This window comes from Bradyrhizobium iriomotense, from assembly GCF_018129405.1.
Lineage (GTDB): Bacteria > Pseudomonadota > Alphaproteobacteria > Rhizobiales > Xanthobacteraceae > Bradyrhizobium > Bradyrhizobium iriomotense_B.
Window position 1 is genome coordinate 259247 of sequence record NZ_JAFCLP010000008.1, and the last position, 20586, is coordinate 279832.

General features: G+C 65.3%; 20 protein-coding genes. 11 read left to right on the forward strand and 9 right to left on the reverse strand.

Going from position 1 to position 20586, the window contains the following annotated elements; all coding sequences use genetic code 11:
- Window positions 1–173 precede the first annotated feature (173 nt).
- The 4 genes from ptsP to JQ592_RS19450 all read left to right on the forward strand — a co-directional run bounded on the left by ptsP (window position 174) and on the right by JQ592_RS19450 (window position 5707).
- Window positions 174–2441, forward strand: a complete 2268-nt coding sequence (gene ptsP, locus JQ592_RS19435) for a phosphoenolpyruvate--protein phosphotransferase (protein WP_211404398.1) — start codon at window positions 174–176, stop codon at window positions 2439–2441.
- Between the two features lie 59 nt (window positions 2442–2500).
- On the forward strand, window positions 2501–3586 hold the full coding sequence (prfA, locus tag JQ592_RS19440; RefSeq protein WP_211404399.1) for a peptide chain release factor 1: 1086 nt from the start codon (window positions 2501–2503) through the stop codon (window positions 3584–3586).
- Window positions 3583–4473 carry a peptide chain release factor N(5)-glutamine methyltransferase gene (prmC, locus tag JQ592_RS19445; protein WP_211404400.1) on the forward strand — a complete coding sequence of 297 codons (891 nt, stop codon included), beginning with the start codon at window positions 3583–3585 and terminating at the stop codon, window positions 4471–4473. Before prfA ends, prmC begins: the two co-directional genes overlap by 4 nt.
- A 466-nt stretch (window positions 4474–4939) precedes the next feature.
- Complete coding sequence (locus tag JQ592_RS19450; protein ID WP_211404401.1) at window positions 4940–5707, forward strand: DUF4167 domain-containing protein; 768 nt, start codon at window positions 4940–4942, stop codon at window positions 5705–5707.
- A 64-nt stretch (window positions 5708–5771) separates the two neighbouring features.
- On the opposite strand, the gene JQ592_RS19455 is transcribed toward JQ592_RS19450, so the two are convergent.
- Window positions 5772–6518, reverse strand: coding sequence for a methyltransferase domain-containing protein (locus JQ592_RS19455; protein WP_211404402.1), 747 nt, complete (start codon window positions 6516–6518; stop codon window positions 5772–5774).
- Between the two features lie 108 nt (window positions 6519–6626).
- Here JQ592_RS19455 and gloB point away from each other — a divergent pair, with 108 nt between their 5' ends.
- Together gloB and JQ592_RS19465 are read left to right on the forward strand one after the other, a co-directional pair.
- Window positions 6627–7394, forward strand: coding sequence for a hydroxyacylglutathione hydrolase (gene gloB, locus JQ592_RS19460; RefSeq protein WP_211404403.1), 768 nt, complete (start codon window positions 6627–6629; stop codon window positions 7392–7394).
- A gap of 37 nt (window positions 7395–7431) precedes the next feature.
- Entirely contained in the window at window positions 7432–7854 is a 423-nt protein-coding gene (locus JQ592_RS19465) for a cupin domain-containing protein (protein ID WP_183249076.1), read from the forward strand.
- 102 nt (window positions 7855–7956) lie between these two features.
- Here the strand turns inward: JQ592_RS19465 and yddG are convergent, their stop codons facing one another.
- The 3 genes from yddG to JQ592_RS19480 form a co-directional block, all read right to left on the reverse strand.
- Window positions 7957–8826: an aromatic amino acid exporter YddG gene (yddG, locus tag JQ592_RS19470; protein WP_211404404.1), complete on the reverse strand. Its 870-nt coding sequence runs from the start codon at window positions 8824–8826 to the stop codon at window positions 7957–7959.
- A 123-nt stretch (window positions 8827–8949) separates the two neighbouring features.
- Window positions 8950–9675: an acetoacetyl-CoA reductase gene (phbB, locus tag JQ592_RS19475; protein ID WP_080140541.1), complete on the reverse strand. Its 726-nt coding sequence runs from the start codon at window positions 9673–9675 to the stop codon at window positions 8950–8952.
- A gap of 252 nt (window positions 9676–9927) precedes the next feature.
- Window positions 9928–11106 (reverse strand): acetyl-CoA C-acetyltransferase, encoded by a 1179-nt coding sequence (locus JQ592_RS19480; RefSeq protein ID WP_211404405.1) that lies wholly within the window; start codon window positions 11104–11106, stop codon window positions 9928–9930.
- Between the two features lie 309 nt (window positions 11107–11415).
- Between JQ592_RS19480 and phaR the strand changes: the two genes are divergently transcribed.
- Window positions 11416–12006, forward strand: coding sequence for a polyhydroxyalkanoate synthesis repressor PhaR (phaR, locus tag JQ592_RS19485; protein WP_211404406.1), 591 nt, complete (start codon window positions 11416–11418; stop codon window positions 12004–12006).
- A 196-nt stretch (window positions 12007–12202) separates the two neighbouring features.
- Window positions 12203–12823: a class I SAM-dependent methyltransferase gene (locus JQ592_RS19490; RefSeq protein WP_211404407.1), complete on the forward strand. Its 621-nt coding sequence runs from the start codon at window positions 12203–12205 to the stop codon at window positions 12821–12823.
- 190 nt (window positions 12824–13013) lie between these two features.
- Here the strand turns inward: JQ592_RS19490 and JQ592_RS19495 are convergent, their stop codons facing one another.
- Complete coding sequence (locus tag JQ592_RS19495) at window positions 13014–13901, reverse strand: branched-chain amino acid aminotransferase (RefSeq protein WP_211404408.1); 888 nt, start codon at window positions 13899–13901, stop codon at window positions 13014–13016.
- Between the two features lie 140 nt (window positions 13902–14041).
- Between JQ592_RS19495 and JQ592_RS19500 the strand changes: the two genes are divergently transcribed.
- Window positions 14042–14977 (forward strand): alpha/beta hydrolase, encoded by a 936-nt coding sequence (locus JQ592_RS19500; RefSeq protein ID WP_211404409.1) that lies wholly within the window; start codon window positions 14042–14044, stop codon window positions 14975–14977.
- A gap of 9 nt (window positions 14978–14986) precedes the next feature.
- Here JQ592_RS19500 and JQ592_RS19505 read toward each other — a convergent pair whose 3' ends face one another.
- Entirely contained in the window at window positions 14987–15235 is a 249-nt protein-coding gene (locus JQ592_RS19505; RefSeq protein ID WP_211404410.1) for a hypothetical protein, read from the reverse strand.
- 213 nt (window positions 15236–15448) lie between these two features.
- Here JQ592_RS19505 and JQ592_RS19510 point away from each other — a divergent pair, with 213 nt between their 5' ends.
- Together JQ592_RS19510 and JQ592_RS19515 are read left to right on the forward strand one after the other, a co-directional pair.
- Entirely contained in the window at window positions 15449–16321 is an 873-nt protein-coding gene (locus JQ592_RS19510; RefSeq protein ID WP_211404448.1) for a hypothetical protein, read from the forward strand.
- Between the two features lie 186 nt (window positions 16322–16507).
- Window positions 16508–18088, forward strand: a complete 1581-nt coding sequence (locus JQ592_RS19515) for a sensor domain-containing diguanylate cyclase (RefSeq protein ID WP_211404411.1) — start codon at window positions 16508–16510, stop codon at window positions 18086–18088.
- Between the two features lie 16 nt (window positions 18089–18104).
- On the opposite strand, the gene JQ592_RS19520 is transcribed toward JQ592_RS19515, so the two are convergent.
- The 3 genes from JQ592_RS19520 to JQ592_RS19530 all read right to left on the reverse strand — a co-directional run bounded on the left by JQ592_RS19520 (window position 18105) and on the right by JQ592_RS19530 (window position 20504).
- Complete coding sequence (locus tag JQ592_RS19520) at window positions 18105–18665, reverse strand: carboxymuconolactone decarboxylase family protein (protein WP_211404412.1); 561 nt, start codon at window positions 18663–18665, stop codon at window positions 18105–18107.
- Between the two features lie 113 nt (window positions 18666–18778).
- Window positions 18779–19933: a PLP-dependent cysteine synthase family protein gene (locus JQ592_RS19525; RefSeq protein ID WP_211404413.1), complete on the reverse strand. Its 1155-nt coding sequence runs from the start codon at window positions 19931–19933 to the stop codon at window positions 18779–18781.
- A 106-nt stretch (window positions 19934–20039) separates the two neighbouring features.
- A complete protein-coding gene (locus JQ592_RS19530; RefSeq protein WP_211404414.1) occupies window positions 20040–20504 on the reverse strand; it encodes an Lrp/AsnC family transcriptional regulator in 465 nt (154 codons plus the stop codon).
- Window positions 20505–20586 lie beyond the last annotated feature (82 nt).

Below are 20586 nucleotides of genomic sequence, written 5' to 3' on the forward strand. Positions count from 1 at the left end.
TATACGCGGACAGGGTGGGCTGCCGGAAACTGTGCCCCAGTTCAGGCGGTGCTGATTCGGCTCCGGCAACCGCCGGGGCCGGCGCCGGACGAGCAAATTTGTTGTTTTTCTGGATTTCGGGCGAGCCGCCGCGGGCCCTTTCGGCCCCGGCAGACGGAGGAGATTGACGACACATGCGGAGCGCGTCGGGAGGTCCCCGCGTCTTGTTGAGACGGCTCCGCGAAACCATGGCGGAGCAGGTCTCGGCCCAGGAGCGGCTGGACAAGATCGTGGTGCTGATCGCCGCCAACATGGTGGCCGAGGTGTGCTCGGTCTACGTGCTGCGCGTCGACAACACGCTTGAGCTCTACGCCACCGAAGGTCTCAACCGCGAGGCTGTGCACCATACCGTGCTCAGCGCCCATGAGGGCCTGGTCGGCCTCGTCGCCAGCGAGGCAACGCCGCTCAACCTCAGCGATGCGCAGAGCCACCCCGCCTTCTCGTTCCGTCCCGAGACCGGTGAAGAAATCTACCACTCCTTCCTCGGCGTGCCGATCCTGCGCGCGGGCAATACGCTCGGCGTGCTGGTGGTGCAGAACCGCGCCAAGCGCAACTATGTCGAGGAAGAGCTCGAGGCGCTGCAGACCACCGCCATGGTGCTGGCCGAGCTGATCGCCTCCGGCGAGCTGTCGGCGCTGGCCCAGCCGGGGCTGGAGCCGGCCGCGCGCCATTCGGCGCAGAAGGTCGGCGCGATCCTGTCGGAGGGCATCGCGCTCGGCCATGTCGTGCTGCACGAGCCGCGCGTCGTCATCAAGGATTACATCGCCGAGGACCTGCCGAAGGAAATCAAGCGGCTGGACACCGCGCTCGCCAAGCTGCGCGCCGATCTCGACCGCATGCTGGAGCGCGGCGACGTCGCCGAGGGCGGCGAGCACCGCGAGGTGCTGGAAGCCTACCGCATGTTCGCCAACGACCAGGGCTGGTCGCACAAGCTGCACGAGGCGGTCGCCACCGGCCTCACCGCGGAAGCCGCGGTCGAGCGTGTGCAGTCCGACACCCGCGCGCGCATGCTGCGCTCGACCGATCCCTATCTGCGCGACCGGCTGCACGATCTCGAGGATCTCGGCTATCGCCTGATGCGGCAGCTGGTCGGCCAGGACCATGCGCCGTCGCGCGAACAATTGCCCGACAATGCCATCGTCATCGCCCGCGCCATGGGTCCCGCTGCGCTGCTCGACTACGACCGCAAGCGCCTGCGCGGCATCGTGCTGGAGGAAGGCACCGCCAACTCCCACGTCTCGATCGTGGCGCGCGCGCTCGGAATCCCCGCGGTCGGCGAGGTGCCGAACGCGCCCGGCATAGCCGATCCCGGCGATGCCATCATCGTCGACGGCACGTCCGGCTCGATCTATGTGCGTCCGTCGCAGGAGATCGAGGCCGCCTTCGCCGAACGCGTGCGCTTCCGCGCGCGCCGCCAGGCACAGTATCTGGCGCTGCGCGACCGGCCCTGCGTCACCAAGGACGGCCAGAAGGTCGAGCTGATGATCAACGCGGGTCTTGCGATCGACCTGCCGCATATCGAGGATACCGGCAGCGCCGGCATCGGCCTGTTCCGCACCGAGCTGCAGTTCATGGTCGGCCAGAGCCTGCCGCGCACCAGCGACCAGCTCGCGCTCTATCGCACCGTGCTGGATGCCGCGGGCACCAAGCCCGTCACCTTCCGCACCCTCGACATCGGCGGCGACAAGGCGCTGCCGTACATGGAGGCGGTGATCGAGGAAAACCCCGCGCTCGGCTGGCGCGCGATCCGGCTCGGGCTGGACCGACCCGGCCTGTTGCGCGGCCAGATCCGCGCGCTCTTGCGCGCCGGCGGCGGCCGCGCGCTGCGCATCATGTTCCCGATGATCTCGGAGGTCGCCGAGTTCGACTCGGCGAAGGCGCTGGTCGAGCGCGAGCTGACATACTTACGCCAGCACGGCCACATGCTGCCTGAAAGAATCGACATCGGCACCATGGTCGAGGTGCCCGCGCTGCTCTACCAGCTCGACGAGCTCCTGAAGAAGGTCGATTTCATTTCGGTCGGCTCCAACGATCTGTTCCAGTTCCTGTTCGCGGTCGACCGCGGCAACGCAAAAGTCTCCGAGCGCTTCGACACCATGTCGGCGCCGATCCTGCGCGCGCTGCGCGACATCGCGCGCAAGGCGCAAGGCGCGCAGAAGTCGCTCTCGCTCTGCGGCGAGATGGCCTCCAAGCCGATCGGCGCGCTGGCGCTGATCGCGCTGGGCTATCGCTCGCTGTCGCTCTCGGCGACCGCGCTCGGCCCGGTCAAGGCGATGGTGCTCGATCTCGACGCCAAGAAGGCCGAAGCGATGCTCAACCCTCTGCTGGATGCGCCTGCGGGCAGCGTCTCGATCCGGCAGAAGCTGACGGAATTTGCCGAGGCCGAGGGCCTTGCGTTGTAGCCGGCCTGTCGCCCGCTCCCCGCCGCCCTCGCCTCCTTCCGCCCTTTGAGACTGAACCGATGTCGTCACTCCCCGAAGCCAAACTGGACGTCCTGCTCGCGCATCACGCTTCGCTCGAGGCCGAATCGCTCGGACAGCTCGCCTCCGAGCGCTACGTGCAGATCACGCGCGAGCTCGCCGAGATCACCCCGCTGATCGAGGCGGTGAAGGATTATCGCTCCGCCGTGAACGAGCTCGCCGATACCGAGGCGCTGATCGCCGATCCCGCGACGGACGCCGAGATGCGCGGCATGGCGGAGGCCGAGCGCGACGAGCTGACGCCAAGGATCGAGGAGCTGGTCCAGAAGATCCGCGTCGCGCTTCTGCCCAAGGACGCCATGGACGACCGCAACGTGATGCTGGAAATCCGCGCCGGCACCGGCGGCGACGAGGCCTCGCTGTTCGCCGGCGACCTGTTCCGGATGTACGAGCGCTTCGCTGCCTTGCAGGGCTGGAAGGTCGAGGTGATCTCGGTGAGCGAAGGCACGGTCGGCGGCTACAAGGAAATCATCGCGGAGGTACAGGGCCGCGGCGCGTTCTCGAAGCTGAAATTCGAATCCGGCGTGCACCGCGTGCAGCGCGTGCCCGACACCGAGACACAAGGGCGCATCCACACCTCGGCCGCCACCGTCGCGGTACTGCCGGAGGTCGAGGATGTCGACGTCGACATCAAGAACGACGACCTGCGCATCGAGACCATGCGCGCGCAAGGCGCGGGCGGCCAGCACGTCAACAAGACCGAATCGGCGATCCGCATCACCCACATCCCGACCGGCATCGTGGTGATGATGCAGGACAGCCGCTCACAGCACAAGAACCGCGCCTCGGCCATGAACATCCTGCGCTCGCGCATCTACGACGCCGAGCGCCAGCGCGTCGACGCCGCGCGCTCGGCCGAGCGCAAGGAGAAGGTCGGCTCCGGCGACCGCTCCGAGCGCATCCGCACCTACAATTTCCCGCAAGGGCGCGTCACCGACCACCGCATCAATTTGACGCTCTACAAGCTGCCGCAGGTGATCGCCGGCGAGGCGCTGGGTGAATTGATCGACGCGCTGACCACCGAGCACCAGGCTGCGCAGCTCGCCGCGCAAGGCGCGGCGGCGTGACGCGCCGCGTGACCGATCCCTTCACCGGACACTCGATCGAGAGCACGCGCCGCGCGCTGGCGGCGCAATTGCGGTCAGCACAGCTCGACGAAGCCGAGCTCGACGCCCGCATGCTGCTCGGTGCCGTGCTCGGCCTCGATCTCACCGGCCTGATTGCGCAGGCTGCCCGGCCGCTCACAGACGCGGAGGCGTTGCAGCTCGCGCAATATGCAGAGCGCCGGATCGCGGGCGAACCGGTGGCGCGCATTCTCGGGACGCGCGAATTCTGGGGCCTGCCGTTTCGCCTTTCGGAGGCGACCCTGGTCCCGCGTCCCGACACCGAGACGGTGGTCGAGCGCGCGCTCGAGCTTTTTCGCGAACAGAATATCCACGGGCCCCGCATCGCCGACATCGGCACCGGCTCGGGCGCGATCCTGCTCGCGCTGCTGCACGAGATTCCCGATGCCTTCGGTGTCGGCACCGATCTCAGCCTCACCGCGCTCGGCACCGCACAGGGCAATGCCACGGCCCTCGGCCTTGGCAACCGTTCCGCCTTCGTCGCCTGCTCCTATCTGGCGGCGCTCTCAGGCCCGTTCGATCTCATCGTGTCGAACCCGCCCTATATTCCTTCGGCCGAAATTCCGAAATTGAGCATCGAGGTGCGCGAGCACGACCCGCATCTGGCGCTCGATGGCGGCAATGACGGATATGACGCCTACCGCGCCCTGATACCGCAGGCGGCCGAGCGCCTTGCCCCCGGCGGCGCGCTGATCGTCGAGGCCGGACAGGGCCAGGCCCGGAATATTGAAACCTTGATGGCCGCTGCCGCGTTGGTAGCGGACAGGCCGCCCAAGGCCGATTTGGCGGGCATCCCACGGGCCGTTTCGGCCCGAAAAATGCCTCCATAAAAGCCGGATTGGTCTGTAAAAAGCTCTTGGAATATCCTTTGGGAACGACTACGTTCCGGTCAACACATCGGTGCCGGCCCCGTAGACCTACCTACGGCGAAAGCCGGGCTCTCGGGCGAGAGCTTTACTGATTTGAAGGTTCCAAGCCGCAGGTCCTGTTGAGCGCGATTGGCCAGTGAGCCGCGCTGCTCTCCGACCGCAACGTGAACGAAAGCCTGATATTGCGCTTGAAGACTTACGCAAGAAAGCTGGGCTTGTTTCGGCAGGCGATATGAATGGGTTCGCTGGCAATGAATGCTGGCGGGTGGGGAACGCGTCTTTGTTGAACGCGACGGTCGACGAACATTGGCAGGGCTCGATCCGCTCTCGTGCGCGGTGCGTACGAGCGTTGTGAACGGCTGTCACCAGGTCAGTCTCAGCAATCAGTAATGCGTGCAACCTTTAGGGCTGGAATTAAAGGCAGGACATGAGAAACGGTCAGAACAAGCAGCGGATGCGCAACCGCAACAACAATAACAACAACAACAACCGGCGCGGCCAGAACCCGATGACCCGGGTCTACGAGTCCAACGGACCCGACATCAAGATCCGCGGCACGGCTTCACACATCGCTGAAAAGTATCTCCAGCTCGCGCGCGATGCGCGCTCCTCCGGCGACCCCGTTGCGGCCGAGAATTACTACCAGCACGCCGAGCACTATTTCCGCCTGATCGCGGCCGCCCAGGAGCAGTTCCGCCAGAGCCAGCAGCCGCGCGGCGACGAGCCGATCAGCAACACCAGCGGCGACGACAGCGAGGACGACGGCGAGAATTTCTCGGCGTTCGGCCAGGAGCCGGGCTTCGTTCCGCAGCCGCCGCAGCAGCAGCCCTTCATGCGCGACCGCGACGGCCAGCGTGATCACCAGCAGCGCGACAATCGGCAGCCCTATCAGCGCGACAACCAGCAGCCGCGCGAGCACCGCGAACGCGACCATCGTCCGCAGCCGCAATATCAGGCGCAACCGCAGCCTGCGAACCAGCCGCAGCCCGTCATCGCCGATGCCGGCAGCGTCGACCGCCTGCCCTCCTTCATCACCGGCGCACAGCCGCAGGTGAATGGCGGCGAGGGCGGCTTCGAGGGCGGTGGTGGCGGCGGCGAGCGCTATCCGCGCCGGCGGCGCCGGCCGCATGGGCCGCGTCCCGATCGAGAAGCGGCTCCCGCCGCGCCCAGCGACGAGGTCGCCTCCGGCGAGTAAGCCTCTTCCGATTTTCTCTGATTTTCCGACCTGAATCGTCCCGGCCTCGCCGGGACGATTTGTTTCAGCTGCGCGTCACCGTCGTCGACGATGGCACCAGCACGGGCTTGGCCAGCGAGGGAATCAGCCGCGCCCGCTCGCGCTTGGCGGGAATCGCACGATAGACCTGCTTGGTGGCCTCGACGATGTGCACACCCGCAAATGGCAGCGACAGTGCCGCACCGGCACGCTCCCACATCTGCGCCGATTTCAACACCCAGCCGCCGGCATAGGGCGGCATGAACAGCGCCTCGCCCCAGGCGGTCGGCGTGAACCAGGTCTGGCGCAACAGGTCGGTGATCTGCGAGCGCGAATATGGGCGGCCGTGACCGAACGGCGTGCTGTCGGTGCGCGTCCATACGCCGCGCCGGTTCGGAATCACCGCGATGACGCGGCCCGAGCCCGACAGCACCCGCCACACCTCGCGCAGCAGCGCGGCCGGATCGTCCGACATCTCCAGCGCGTGGACCAGCAGGATGCGGTCGACCGCGGCGTCGGGAAGCGGCAGCGAGAATTCATCGACCAGCGAGGCCAGCGCCGGCCGTCCCGTCGGCCATTTCAGCACACCCTGAGCCGCCGGCATGAAGGCGAGGCAGCGCTCGGCATCTTCCCGGAACAACCCCAGATAGGGCGTCGGATAGCCGATGCCGAGCACGCGCTGGCCCTCGGCGCCCGGCCAGCGCTGCCGGATGCCGCGATTGATCATCTGCCGCGCCACAATCCCGAGGCGACGGGAATAGAACTCGCGGAGGTCGACGACGTCGATGGTCATGACGGCAATGTAACATGCGCGAGGGCACGCCTGCGCGCGGAATATTGCATTGCCTGGGCAACCTTAACGCCATATTTGTCTGGCGGGGCTGAGCGCGATGGAGAGGTCATGGCCGCCGAAATTCGTACTTTCACCTGTTTAAACGACAATTTCGGTTATCTGATCCACGATCTGGAAACCAAGGCGACGGCGTCGATCGACGCGCCCGAGGCCGGCCCGATCCTGAAGGCGCTGGACCGCGAGGGTTGGCAGCTCACCGACATCCTGATCACCCATCACCATGGCGATCATGTCGGCGGGGTCGCCGAACTCAAGCAGAAATACAACTGCCGCGTCGTCGCGCCGCATGACAAGACGACGAAGATCGCGAACGTCGATCTGCGCGTTGCCAATGCCGACGTCGTCAAGGTCGGCAATTTGCTGGCGCGCGTGGTGGAGACGCCCGGCCACACGCTCGACCACATCTCCTACGTGTTCGACAACGAGAAGACGGTGTTCGCCGCCGACACGTTGTTCTCGATCGGCTGCGGCCGCGTGTTCGAGGGCACTTATCCGATGATGTGGGATTCGCTGTTGAAGCTGCGGGCGCTGCCCGACGACTTCAGGCTCTATTGCGGCCACGAATACACCGCGTCCAACGTCAAGTTCGCCCTCACCGTCGATCCCGACAATGCGGCGCTGCAGGCGCGCGCGGCGGAGGTCACAAGGCTTCGGGCCGAGAACAAGCCCACCATTCCCTCGCTGCTCGGTGACGAGAAGCGGGCGAACGTGTTCCTCCGCGCCGATGAGCCCTCCGTTGCGGCCAGGCTCCACATGAAGGGCGCAGATGCCGCCGCGGTGTTCGGCGAACTGCGCGAGCGCAAGAATAAATCCTGAAGCACAAGTCCTGAAGAACAAGTCCTGACGGGGATTGATGCCGACCGCAGCCGAGATCATTGCACGCCTCGAACTCCGCCCGCATCCCGAAGGCGGGCACTATCGCGAGACGTTTCGCGACCAGACCACGGACGCCAACGGGCGTTCGCGTTCGACCCTCATTTACTTCCTGCTCGCGCGCGGCGAGCGCTCGCACTGGCACCGCATCGATGCGGTCGAGACCTGGCACTACTATGCCGGCAGCCCCTTGATGCTGCGCATCGCCCATGACGGCTGCTCGCAGCACGAGGTGCGGCTCGGAACGGATCTCATCGGCGGCGAGCGGCCCCAGGGAATCGTGCCGGCCAATGCCTGGCAGATGGCGGAGACCACGGGCGAGTGGACACTGGTCGGCTGCACCGTGGCGCCGGCATTCGAGTTCGCGAAGTTCGAGCTCGCACCGAAGGGCTGGGAGCCGTAAAGCGCGATGAGATTGGGAGGTATCGCGCTCTAGGTTGTTTTGCGCATGATCTTTCCGGAAAACCGCTTCGCACTTTTCCGGATCATGCTTTAGGGCGAACGATCACCGCTTCCTCAGCACCATATCCTTCGCCGCGATCAGGCCGCCGCCGGCGATCAGGATTGCGGCGATGGCGATGTTGGCGCTGGCTTTTGCAAAGCCGGCGGCGATGAGGAAGCCGGTCGAGAGCAGCGGCGTCGCGTAGGAGGCGGCGCCGAGCACGCGGATGTCGCCGCGCTTCATGCCGATGTCCCAGGCGTAGAAGGCGGCGCCCACCGGCCCGATGCCGAGCGCGATCACCGAAAGCCACTGCACCGTGGTCTCGGGCCACACGGTGATTTCAAGCAGGCCATGCATCAGTGCGGCGAGCACGGCCGTAGCAAGGCAGAAGCCCGCGACCGCGTCGGTCGGCACCGCTTTCAAGCGGCGCGACAGCACCGAATAGGTGGCCCAGACGAAGGCGGCGATGAAGGCCGCGATCAGTCCCGGCACCGCCCCCGGCGCAAAGCCGCTGGTGTTGCCGGCGAACAGCAGCACCGTGCCAATGAGGCCGAGCACGGCGCCGATGATGTGGTGCGCGGCCAGCCGCTCGCCCGGCAGGAACGACGAGAACAGCACGATCAAGAGTGGCCAGAGATAGTTCAACAAGCCGGCTTCCGCCGGCGGCGCGAAGCGCAGCGCGAGGAAATACAATGCGTGATAGCCGAACAATCCGCCGACGCCGACGGCCCACACCAGGAGCGGCTGGCGCAGGCTCGTCGCTGCCTCGCGGCGGCCGATCCAGGTCAGCAGGCCGACGAGACCCCCGATCGCAAACGTCATCGCGGCGAGCTGGAACGCGGGGATCCTTCCGGTCGCCACCGTCATCACAGAGAGCAGCGACCACATCAGGATCGCGGTCAATCCGATCAGCGTCGCGGTGCGGGGAGTCATTAAAGAAAGCCTCGTCGTTCCGGGATGGCACATCGCGCCAGCCCCGGAATGACAGGGCAAGATGCCCGGGACAAGCCCGGGCATGACGAAGTCACCTATATCATCGAACGTGATGCCTAAGCATCACACCATGTACTGGCCGCCGTTGACCGACAGCGTCGAGCCGGTGATGGCGCCGGCCTCATCCGCGGCGAGGAACACGACCGCACGCGCGATCTCCTCGGGTTCGCCAAGACGGCCGATCGGGATCAGCGGCAGGATGGCCTTTTCCAGCACGTCCTTCGGCACCGCCTGCACCATCTCGGTGTTGATGTAACCTGGGCAGATGGCATTCACGGTGACGCCGCCCTTGGCGTTCTCCAGCGCCAGGGCCTTGGTGAAGCCGATCTCGCCGGCCTTGGCCGCGGAATAGTTCACCTGGCCGAACTGGCCCTTCTGGCCGTTGATCGAGGAGATGTTGATGATGCGGCCGAACTTGCGCCCGCGCATGCCTTCGATCACCTGGCGCGACATGTTGAACAGCGAGCCGAGATTGGTGCCGATCACGGCGTTCCATTGCTCGAGGCTCATCTTGTGGAAGGCGCCGTCCTTGGTGATGCCGGCATTGTTGACGAGCACGTCGACCGGGCCGACCTCGGCCTCGACCTTCTTCACGCCTTCGGCGCAGGCGTCGAAATTGCTGACGTCCCATTTGTAGACGGCGATGCCGGTCTCGGCCTTGAATTTCTCCGCCGCCGCATCGTTGCCGGCATAGCTCGCCGCGACCTTGTAGCCGGCCGCCTTCAGCGCCTTGCTGATCGCAGCTCCGATGCCCCGCGTACCACCCGTCACCAGTGCAACACGTGCCATATCGAATTCCTTCCCTTGGACTCTTCCTTGGACTCTTCGGACGCTTTTGAGTGATCGTTTTTAGCCGAGGATTATGCGGGACGTTTGACGGACATCAAGAACAAAACGCCCGGCGTTGAGCCGGGCGTTTGTATTTAGTCGAGGCCTGCGCGGTTGCGAAGAATATTTGATTTGCAACCGCTGCCTTTTTAGTCGCGTGCAACGCACTCGATCAGGTGTGCGGCGCACGCGTCAGCTTGACGTCAGCGACCTTCAGTCGCGCGCCAGACACATCGCGATACCCATGCCGCCGCCGATGCACAGCGTGGCGAGGCCCTTCTTCGAATCGCGCTTCTGCATCTCGTGCAGCAGCGTCACAAGCACGCGCGCGCCGGAGGCACCGACCGGATGGCCGATCGCGATCGCGCCGCCATTGACGTTGACCTTCGAGGTGTCCCAGCCGAGGTCCTTGTTGACGGCGCAGGCCTGCGCCGCAAAGGCTTCGTTGGCCTCGATCAGATCGAGATCGCCGACGTTCCAGCCGGCCTTCTTCAGCGCGGCGCGCGAGGCCGGGATCGGGCCCGAGCCCATGATCTTCGGATCGACGCCGGCCTGCGCCCAGGACACGATGCGCGCGATCGGCTTCTTGCCTTCCTTGGCGGCCTGCTTCGCGGTCATCAGCACCACGGCGGCAGCGCCGTCATTGATGCCCGAGGCCGAGCCCGCGGTGACGGTGCCGTCCTTCTCGAAGGCCGGCTTGAGCTTCGCCATCGCGTCGAGCGTGGCGCCATGGCGCGGATATTCGTCGGCGCTGACGACCACGTCGCCCTTGCGGGTCTTGATGGTGACGGGAACGATCTCGTCGTTGAACTTGCCGGCCTTCTGCGCGGCCTCGGCCTTCTGCTGCGAGGCGACCGCGAACTCGTCCTGCTGGGCGCGGGTAATCTGCCACTGCCGCGCGACGTTCTCGGCGGTGTTGCCCATGTGGTAGCCGTTGAAGGCATCCCACAGACCGTCCTTGATCATGGTATCGACGAATTCGACGGGACCCATCTTGACGCCGCCGCGCAGATACTGGGCGTGCGGGGCCATGCTCATGGATTCCTGGCCGCCGGCGACCACGATCTCCGAATCGCCGTTGAGCAGCGCCTGGTAGCCAAGCGCGACCGTGCGCAGGCCCGAGCCGCAGAGCTGGTTGACGCCCCAGGCCGGGCTTTCCACCGGAATGCCGGCGGCGATCGAGGCCTGGCGTGCCGGGTTCTGGCCCTGGGCCGCGGTCAGGATCTGACCCATGATGACTTCCGAGACGCGGCCGGGCTCGATGCCACCGCGCTCCAGCGCGGCTTTGATGGCGATAGCGCCGAGGTCATGGGCAGGAAGGGTCGCGAAGGCTCCGTTGAAGCTTCCGACCGGGGTGCGGGCGGCGCTGACGATGACGACATCGTCTGACATGGGCATCTCCTGAGGTTCTTGTGAAGGGGCAGGCGGGGCTGGAAAAACGCTCGCCAGTCTCGTCAGCCATCCTGTTAACGTCGTTGAGGCATGTCAATCGGCGGGGGGCCGAATCCATGCCGCAGCGCATTCAAAATAGCGTTCTTGGCGCTTTCGCAAGCAGGTTTTTGCTGCCCGATTAACCGTGGCGCACAAAACGGTAGCGTGACCCCTTTGAAAATGCTTATTTTGTTGCGTTGCGTACTCTTCCCGCCCTGCGGCATGGCCCGCCGGGTTCCCGTTCTCAGCGTTTTTTGCAAGTGAGAGCCCATGGCGAAATCAGACCAACCCACCACCATCAAGAAATACGCGAACCGCCGGCTCTATAACACCGGAACGAGTACTTACGTGACGCTGGAAGACCTCGCCGCCATGGTCAAGGACGGCGAAGATTTCCTGGTCTACGACGCCAAGACCGGTGACGACATCACCCGCTCCGTGCTGGCCCAGATCATCTTCGAGCAGGAGAACAAGGCCGGCCAGAATCTCTTGCCGACCACCTTCCTGCGCCAGCTGATCCGCTTCTACGGCGACAGCATGCAGATGGTGGTGCCGAAATATCTGGAGCAGTCGATCGCGACGCTGACCCAGGAGCAGGAGAAGTTCCGCAAGCAGATCGCCAACACGCTCTCCGGCACGCCGTTCGCGCCGCTGGAGGAACAGGTCCGCCGCAACATGGAGCTGTTCCAGCAGACCTTCTCGATGTTCAAGCCGTTCGCCCCGCCCCGCCCGGCGGCGAGCCCCGAGCCGGAGCCCGATGCAAACGCCGAGGCGCCGAAGGACAGCAACATCGACGATCTGCGTCAGCAGATGAAGGAGATGCAGGAGCGCCTCGAGCGGATGTCGAAGAAGGAGGAATAGGCGCCTGGTCGCGCCGACGCGTCGGCCGACCGGTTTGCTCCAACTACCCCCACGAGGTCGTCCTGGCGAAAGCCAGGACCCATAGCCCGCAGCAGCAGTTGTTGATGGAGGCTGGGGCCACACCTCATTCGAACAACATTCTCCGGTGGTAATGGGTCCTGGCTTTCGCCAGGACGACGTTGGGGAGGTGCACGCCATGCCCGACCGCACCACGCACTGGGAGAACGTCTACGCCACCAAGGGCGAGACCGAGGTCAGCTGGTATCAGGATAGCCCGGCGATCTCGCTCGCGATGATTCGCGCGGCCAACTCCGATCATGACGCTGCCATCATCGATGTCGGCGGCGGCGCATCGCGGCTGGTCGATGCCCTGCTTCAAGACGGGTATCGTCGTCTCACCGTGCTGGACCTCGCCGCCAACGCGCTTGACGTGGCGAAGCAGCGAATCGGCGAGGCCGCTTCAACGATCGACTGGATCGTCGCCGACGCCACGACATGGCGGCCGACCAGGACCTACGATGTCTGGCACGATCGCGCGGCGTTTCACTTCCTGACCGATCCCGATGACAGGGCGGCTTACGTCGAGCGCCTGCGATCGGCGGTTCGCCCCGGCGGACAAGTCATCATCGCGACGTTTGCACCCGACGGTCCGGAGAAATGCAGCGGCCTGCCGGTGCAGCGCCATGACAGCACCAGCCTTGCGGCTGAGCTTGGGCCGGCGTTCGAGCTGGTCGAGACACAGCGCGAGATGCACCACACGCCGTGGCAATCGACGCAGGCGTTTCAGTTCAGCCGGTTTCGGAGGCGCGGCCCGTAAGGTGTGGGCGTGCCACGCCCTCAGTGTCGTCCTGGCGAAAGCCAGGACCCATACCGCGAGGTCTATCCGTAGCGATTCGATGGCAGTACCGAACGACGAGTCTTCGCCAAATTTCTCCCTGGGGTAATCGCGACGAGCGCAAGCGCTCGCGCGGAGGTCCTGGCTTTCGCCAGGACGACATCAGGGGAGGCTACGCCGCCAGCTTCACCGCATGCGCAAAGTCCCAATAGAGCTTTCGCGCCTTGGTGTAGAACGGGCCCGGCTTCAGCTCGCGGTCGTCGATGCGGATCACCGGCGCGACCTTGGCGAAATTTCCGGATGAAAAAATCTCGTCGGCGGCGAGGAAGTCGGCATAGCGCAGCGTCTTCTCGACCACGGTGACGCCATCGCCGCGAAGCAGGCTGATGACACGCTGGCGGGTAATGCCGTTGAGGAAGGTGCCGTTCGGCACCGGCGTATAGACCACGCCGTCCTTGGCCATGAACACGTTGGAATTGCCGAACTCGGCGACATTGCCGAGCATGTCCAGCATCAGCGCGTTCTGGAAGCCGCGCGAGGCGGCCTCGGCGAGTGCGCGCGAATTGTTCGGATAGAGGCAGGCCGCCTTGGCTTCCACTGGCGCGCACTCGGTCGTCGGTCTGCGGAACGGCGACAGCGTGATCGCGTTGCCGACGGGTTTTGGTATCGGCGCCTCGTAGATGCACAGACACCAGTTGGTCGAGTCAGGATCGAACAGCACGCCGCCGCCCAACCCGCTCTGCGCCCAGTACATCGGGCGGATATAGAGCTCGGCATTTGCCGCGAAACGCGCGATGCCTTCGTTTGCGAGCGCGAGCCAGGTGCCGGCATCGACCACCGGCTTCAGGCCAAAGTTGATCGCGGATTGGTTGGTGCGGGCAACGTGACGATCGAGATCGGGCGCGACGCCCTCGAACGCACGGGCGCCGTCGAACACCATCGAGCCGAGCCAGGCCGCATGCGTGCGCGGCCCCATGATCGGCACATTGCCGTCATGCCATTTGCCCTCGAAGAAGGTCCAGCTCGGTGAATATTCGATCGGCTTTCTGATCTCGGCCATGACCCGGCCTCCCCTTGGCAAGACGCTGCACTATAGCGCCACTATTGGTGGAACTTCTAAATGATTCCCTGCGCAGAAGAGGTAGGCAACCTTTTCCCATGAGGTAGGCTACCCTTTCCCATAAGGGTGAAGGAAGCAGCATGCCGCTCGATCCGCTCGCAAAGCGTTTGTTGACCATGATGGCTGCGGCTGGGCCGCAAGCACGGAGCCGGCCCAGCGTCGAAGCGCGGCGGCAATCGCTGGCAAAGCTGATGCAGTTCGCACGCGCTGATGCGCCTGATGTGACCGCGTCCGACGGCATGCTGCCCGGCCCCGGCGGCGAGCTCCCCTATCGTCTCTATTCGCCCGCTTCTGCCGGCGAATCCGCGCCGGGCTTCGTGTTCTTCCATGGTGGCGGCCTCGTTGCCGGTAGCATTGCCACGCATGACCGCATCGCCGCGGCGCTTGCGCACACAACCGGATGCCGCCTGGTCTCGGTAGACTACCGGCTCGCGCCAGAACATAAATTCCCGGCCGCCGTGGACGATGCGATCGCCGCGACCGAATGGGTCGCGCGCGAGGCGCCCTCCCTCGGCATCGATGCCGAGCGGCTGGTGGTCGGCGGCGATTCCGCCGGCGCCACATTGGCGGCGATCGTGTGCCAGGAGGCTTTGCAAAACGCCGGACTCTCCATCGTGGCGCAATGCCTGATCTGCCCGGTGCTGGATTTCGAGGAGACCTCGCCCTCGCGAGAGGAATTCGCCGAAGGCCATCTGATCGACCGCATCACGATCGAAGCCGATCTCGCCGACTATCTGCCCGAGGGCTTCGATGTTACCGATCCGCGCATCTCGCCGCTGCGCGCGAGCAGGCTTACAGGCCTGCCGACGGCAATCATCCACACCGCCGAGTTCGACCCGATGCGCGACGAGGGCAATGCCTATGCGCGCAAGCTGCTCACCGCCGGCGTCGCCGTCGAGCACGTCTGCCATGACGGCATGGTCCACAATTTCCACGCCATGGGCGCGATCCTGCCCCAGGCGCAGCTCGTACTGTCGCAGATCGGCGAGCAGGTACGGCGGGCGGTGGAGAAATAAACGCGCGAATCATACGCGCGCGCCGAGCACGGCCCTGGCTGCCACGACATAGTCCGGCCAGTGCGCGTCGGCGTAGCGTTCGGCCTGCCGCGCGCAGGTGATATCGGGCGCATGCGCGGCCGCGATCGTGCGCGCGAAACGCTCTTCGGCGACCGTCACGTCGGCGGGTTCGGCCGACGGTACAGCGGCGGCAGCAGCGGTCGGAGCAACAGCGAGCCCCGCCAGACCAGTGAGCAGGATACGGCGTGACGTGTTCATGGCTGTGTTCTCCGATGTCCGGCCTGCACTGTGGCGGGCGAGTGTGTCAGTGCGATCACGGCAGGGTAGCCGCGCACGTCCGCGTCGTCCATCTCTTGCGGATAGCGCTTGACCACACGCGTGATCACGTTCCATCTAACAACGGATTTGCCATCAAATCGCCACGCGTCGGATCGTCACGTGCCCCATCGCAGCCAGTCCCGCCGTCCGGTTTTGCGCGCTGCCGCGACGGGACTGCTGTGTCTGGCGATCCCGGCAGGCGCCGCCTTCGCGGCCGACGATGAGGAGGACAAGCCCGCAAAGCCGGCGGTGCCGAACATCTATCTCGACCTGCGCACCATGTATGCGGCGATCCCGGCGGGTACCCTCGGGCTCGGCTTCGGCACCACCTCGCTGTCGGCCGCATTCCAATCCCTGGCGGTCCGACGCGGCACGACACTGCCGAACGGCTTGCCGGCGGCAAAAGCCATCGCCGTCGACCTGCCGCTGACGGTCGATGTCAGCGACCGCGTCTCGCTCTATGGCGGCGTGTCGGGCTCGACCGTGGATATCGGCAGCGGCTGGTCGTCCTTCGACATCACCAGCTGGAACATCGGCGTGCAGGCCGACCTCTACCAGCAGAATGGCGGCAGGATCCCCACCATCACGCTGCAATCGACGCTGACGCAGTCGGTGCCGAACGAGCAGGGCATGACGAATTCCTTCAACAACATCCTGGAATTCGACTACGCGCTCGACGAGGACGAGACGCGAGGCTGGCTGGCCGGCGTGCAGTATACCACCGCCACCGTCGCCAGCCCGTTCGCCAGTATCCGGCCGAACACCATCCTCTATGCCGGCGGCTACTACCAATGGCCGAGCAACTGGAAGTTCACCGGGCGGCTCGGCCTGCAGTCGTTCGGCGGCGCGCAGTTCGCGGGACGCACGCTGGCGGCGTCCTTCACCCAGCCGACCCTGCGGCTCGACCTCGACCGCATGGACGATAACGACAACCGCCTGTTCGGCATCACCGCGCAGATCGCCTGGATGCCGAAACCGGCCTACCAGCTGACGCTGCGCACACCGCTTTACGCGGTACGCAACTGACTGGGGTCGTAGCGGAGTTTTGATAGGCGTGGCGGCCGCTGTCGACCGGCCGGAACGGGCTTTCCGTATTGCACGTCAACCGATCGTTAATCCTCATCCCAAAACATCGGCTGCGTTACACCGGCGCAAGGAACCTTGCGCGACACTACCCCAACTTTTCACGTCGTTACGCCTCGGAGACTGCGAATGTCCCGCTTGGTTCCGGAACGGACGTTCCTAGCAGGGAAGATCTTCTTCAATTTCGGCCAGTCGTCGATCGATTGCATCATACGCCGGCTGACCGAGGAGGCTGCGACGCTCGAAATGGAGAGCGGCCTCGGCGTGCCCGAGCGGTTCCAGCTCAGGCTCGCGGGGCGCGAGACTCTGGCCTGCCGCGTGATCTGGCGATCGGACCGCCAGGTCGGAGTCGCCTTCGAGCAGCCGGGCAACGAGCGCCCGGCGGGCGAGGAGCGGGAACGCTCGTCCGAGGCGCTGATGCGCGGCCAGATGCTGGCGCTGCGCGCCGCACTCGATCATGTGCCGACGGGCATCGTGCTGCTCGACTCCCACCTCAGGGCACGCCTGATCAACCGATCGTTTCGCCAGATGTGGCGCCTGCCCGATGAGGTTGCCGACAGCAATCCATCCATTCTCACGCTGCTTCACCACGGTCGCGACACCGGCGCCTATGAAGTGCCGGACCCCGAGCTCGATGCCCTCGTGGCGGAGCGTGTCCGCGTGATCGAGGCGGGTGATCCGACCCCGATCGATCTGCGCCGGACCAATGGCGATGTCGTGCGCGTCCAGGTCACGCCACTGCCCGACGGAGGCCGCATGCTGACCTATACGCCCGTCACCGACATCGTGCGCGCCTCCGACGAGCTGAAGCTGCTGCGGGATGCGCTGGAGAATGTCCAGGACGGCGTCCTGCTGCTCGACTCCGACCTGCACGCCACCTTCATGAACAGGCGGATGCGGCGGTTCTGGGAGGTCAGCGAAGACGAGGCGACGAGCCGGCCGGCCTATTCATCGCTGGTGCGACGCCTGCATCGCGCCACCGCGCCCAATCTTCCGAACAGCGAGCTCGCGAAATTTCCGGCGCGGCGCGTCGAGGAGGTCAAGGCCGGCGATCACGTGCGCGACCTGCAGACGCCGGACGGCCGCCGCATCAGGGCCCATTGCACCACGATGTCGAATGGCGGGCGCATGCTCACCTATGTCGACATCACCGATCTGACGCAAAAAGCTGCGATGCTGGAGACGCTCGCCACCACGGATCCGCTCACCGGCCTCTACAACCGCCGCCACTTCCTCGAGAACCTCGATGCGGAATGGAGCCGCTTCCAGCGCTACTATCGCTCCATCTCGGTGCTGATGCTCGACATCGATCACTTCAAGTCGGTCAACGATCGCTACGGCCATGCCGTGGGCGATGCCGCGATCAAGGCGGTCGCGGCCGCATGCCTCGACGGCAAGCGCAAGTCGGACATCGTCGGCCGTCTCGGCGGCGAAGAATTCGCCGTGCTGTTGCCCGAGACCAGCCTGTCCCGGGCGAGGACGGTGGCCGAGCGCATCCGCAAGCGCGTGATGAGCACGCAGGTCCTTGCCGAGAAGATCCAGTTCGGCCTCACCGTGAGCATCGGCATCGCTGAGGCCACCGCCAGCATGTCCGGTATCGACGCGCTGATGGGTGCGGCCGATCATGCACTCTACCAGGCCAAGAGCGAAGGCCGCAATCGCTGCATCGCCTGGGCGCCTCCGCCGCCTGCAAGCAAGGCGGCGGAGTGATCGACGGAAGCGGCGTCTACTCCGGCACCGGCACGTCGAAGGTGTTGAGCGTAACCGAGACCATGCAGTAGACGCCGACGAGATAGGACAGCTCGGCCGCGCCGTGCTCGCCGAACTCCTTCACCGCCGCGCGATAAGTCAGCTCCGGCAGCACGCCGCCGCTCACCAGGGCTGAGGCCATGTCGTAGGCGACTGCCTCCTGCTTGGTGAGATCGACCGGCCGCTGGCCGGCGACGATGGTCGCGAGCTTCTCGTCGGAGAGGCCGCGCTGCTCGGCCACCAGCACATGGGCATAGAGCTCGTAGCCGGAGCGGAAATGCGAGCCGGTGACGAGAATCGCGACCTCGCGCACGGCGGCGGGCAGCAGCGGGTTCGACGCGATTGCCTTGACCAGCTCCCACACCGGCCTGCCGAAGCGCGGCTCGCGGATCCAGGGATTCCAGGGGCCGAGCAGCGCGCCGTCGTCGCGCATGTTCACAAAGCCCTTGAAGTGGCCCTTGATGCCGGCCTGCATGTCGTCATAGAGCGGCTTCTGTTCGGCGGTCAGGTCTTTCGGATCGAGAATGGGGAGGCGCACGGCGGGATCTCCTCGTTGAGAAGGGCTAACGGTCGCCCGCGTGCGCGTGCAAGGCAAGTGAAGTTGCCGTGACGGGCCGTGCCATTTTGCAAATCGCACGGAGACGTGGGCTATCAGGCCTCGACGCTTCCCTGCGGATTGACAACGTCAGCGACGTCGAGCGCCAATGGCTGCCCGCTGTCGAGGAACGACGACAGCGCCGCTTCGAACGGCGCGGGATCGAGGCCGCGCGCTTTCAGCCATTCCGGCTCGTAATAGGTCTGCCGGTAGCGCTCGCCGGAATCGCAGATCAGCGTCACTAGCGATCCCGTCACATTCGCCTTGCGCATCTCCGATGCAAGCCGGCACAGCGCCAGGAAGTTGGTGCCGGTGGAGCCGCCGACCACGCGGCGCAGCCGGCGCGACAGCACGTTCATCGCCGCGATCGTTGCCGCATCCGGGATCTTCATCATGCGGTCGACCACGCCGGGCACGAAGGACGGCTCGCAGCGGGGACGGCCGACGCCCTCGATCAGCGACGGGCGGTCGCAAACATGGGAACGGTCCTGCGTGCGGAAGCAGTCGAAGAAGGCGGAATGCTCGACATCGGCAACGCACAGCCGCGTCGGATACTGGCGGTAGCGCAAGTATCGCCCGATCGTGGCCGAGGTGCCGCCGGTGCCCGCGCCCATCACGATCCAATCCGGCAGCGGGCGCGGCTCGCCCTGCAATTGCGTGAAGATCGATTCGGCGATGTTGTTGTTGCCGCGCCAGTCGGTGGCGCGCTCGGCGAAGGTGAACTGGTCCATGTAATGGCCGTTCAGCCGGGCGGCGAGCGCGGCGGCCTCCGCATAGAGCGCGCGGCCGTCGTCGATCAGATGGCAATTGCCGCCATAATGCTCGATCGCCGCGATCTTCTCCGCCGAGGTCGTGCGCGGCATCACGGCGTAGAAGGGCACGCCGATCATCTGCGCAAAATAGGCCTCCGACACCGCCGTCGATCCCGACGATGCCTCGACCACGGGCGTGCCTTCGCGGATGTGACCGTTGCAGAGCGCATAAAGGAACAGCGAGCGCGCCAGCCGATGCTTCAGGCTGCCGGTCGGATGCGTGGATTCATCCTTCAGATAGATGTCGATGCCTGATAGCGCCGGCACGATCAGCCGGATCAGATGCGTGTCGGCGGTGCGGCACTGGTCGGCCTCGATCGCGGCGACGGCCTCGTCGACCCAGTCGCGCCGATAGGCCGGCCCGGCCGGATTGTGCTGGCGGAAGGGGAATGTCTGCATCGCACGAATCTCTCATGATGCGGATCGCGCATCAAGTGCGCTGGATTTTGTTTTGACGCGTTTTCTGACGCGACCCGGTTTCCACTTCGCTGGAAAACGCTCCGCTTCAAAACTCCAGCGGCGCGTTGTCGACGACCTCCTTCATCACGAAGAAGGTGCGGGTCTGGCGCACGCCCGGCAACGCGATGAGCTGCTCGCCATGGATGCGGTTGAAGTCCTCCATGTCGCCGACCCGGATCTTGAGGAAGTAGTCGAAGTCGCCGGCGACGAGGTGGCAGTCGAGCACGAATTTCAGCTTGGCAACCGCCTGCTCGAAGATGGCAAAGCTCTCCGGTGTCGAGCGGTCGAGCACGACGCCGACCATCACCAGCGTGCCTTTCGCCACCTTCTTCGGGGCGACCATGGCGCGCACAGTGGCGATGAACCCGTCCTCGAACAGGCGCTGGGTGCGACGGTGGCACGTGGCGGGGCTGATCGCGACGGTTTCGGCCAGCTCGGCATTGCTCAGCCGCCCGTTATTTTGCAGCAATCTCAATATCTTAAGATCGGTTCGATCGAGCCTGGCGGCCATGGAAGAAGCTTCCATAAATTTGGATCATTACGGAAGAAATATTAGCCCGATGCACAATCGATGCAAGAATATAGGCAATATC

Coding starts and splice junctions, on each gene's coding strand:
- JQ592_RS19515 (WP_211404411.1), top strand. CDS start 16,508: ATGTCCCGCTTGGTTCCGGAACGGACGTTCCTAGCAGGGAAGATCTTC.
- ptsP (WP_211404398.1), top strand. CDS start 174: ATGCGGAGCGCGTCGGGAGGTCCCCGCGTCTTGTTGAGACGGCTCCGC.
- gloB (WP_211404403.1), top strand. CDS start 6,627: ATGGCCGCCGAAATTCGTACTTTCACCTGTTTAAACGACAATTTCGGT.
- JQ592_RS19455 (WP_211404402.1), bottom strand. CDS start 6,518: ATGACCATCGACGTCGTCGACCTCCGCGAGTTCTATTCCCGTCGCCTC.
- phaR (WP_211404406.1), top strand. CDS start 11,416: ATGGCGAAATCAGACCAACCCACCACCATCAAGAAATACGCGAACCGC.
- JQ592_RS19505 (WP_211404410.1), bottom strand. CDS start 15,235: ATGAACACGTCACGCCGTATCCTGCTCACTGGTCTGGCGGGGCTCGCT.
- JQ592_RS19450 (WP_211404401.1), top strand. CDS start 4,940: ATGAGAAACGGTCAGAACAAGCAGCGGATGCGCAACCGCAACAACAAT.
- yddG (WP_211404404.1), bottom strand. CDS start 8,826: ATGACTCCCCGCACCGCGACGCTGATCGGATTGACCGCGATCCTGATG.
- JQ592_RS19500 (WP_211404409.1), top strand. CDS start 14,042: ATGCCGCTCGATCCGCTCGCAAAGCGTTTGTTGACCATGATGGCTGCG.
- JQ592_RS19530 (WP_211404414.1), bottom strand. CDS start 20,504: ATGGCCGCCAGGCTCGATCGAACCGATCTTAAGATATTGAGATTGCTG.
- JQ592_RS19465 (WP_183249076.1), top strand. CDS start 7,432: ATGCCGACCGCAGCCGAGATCATTGCACGCCTCGAACTCCGCCCGCAT.
- phbB (WP_080140541.1), bottom strand. CDS start 9,675: ATGGCACGTGTTGCACTGGTGACGGGTGGTACGCGGGGCATCGGAGCT.
- prfA (WP_211404399.1), top strand. CDS start 2,501: ATGTCGTCACTCCCCGAAGCCAAACTGGACGTCCTGCTCGCGCATCAC.
- JQ592_RS19525 (WP_211404413.1), bottom strand. CDS start 19,933: ATGCAGACATTCCCCTTCCGCCAGCACAATCCGGCCGGGCCGGCCTAT.
- JQ592_RS19490 (WP_211404407.1), top strand. CDS start 12,203: ATGCCCGACCGCACCACGCACTGGGAGAACGTCTACGCCACCAAGGGC.
- JQ592_RS19480 (WP_211404405.1), bottom strand. CDS start 11,106: ATGTCAGACGATGTCGTCATCGTCAGCGCCGCCCGCACCCCGGTCGGA.
- JQ592_RS19495 (WP_211404408.1), bottom strand. CDS start 13,901: ATGGCCGAGATCAGAAAGCCGATCGAATATTCACCGAGCTGGACCTTC.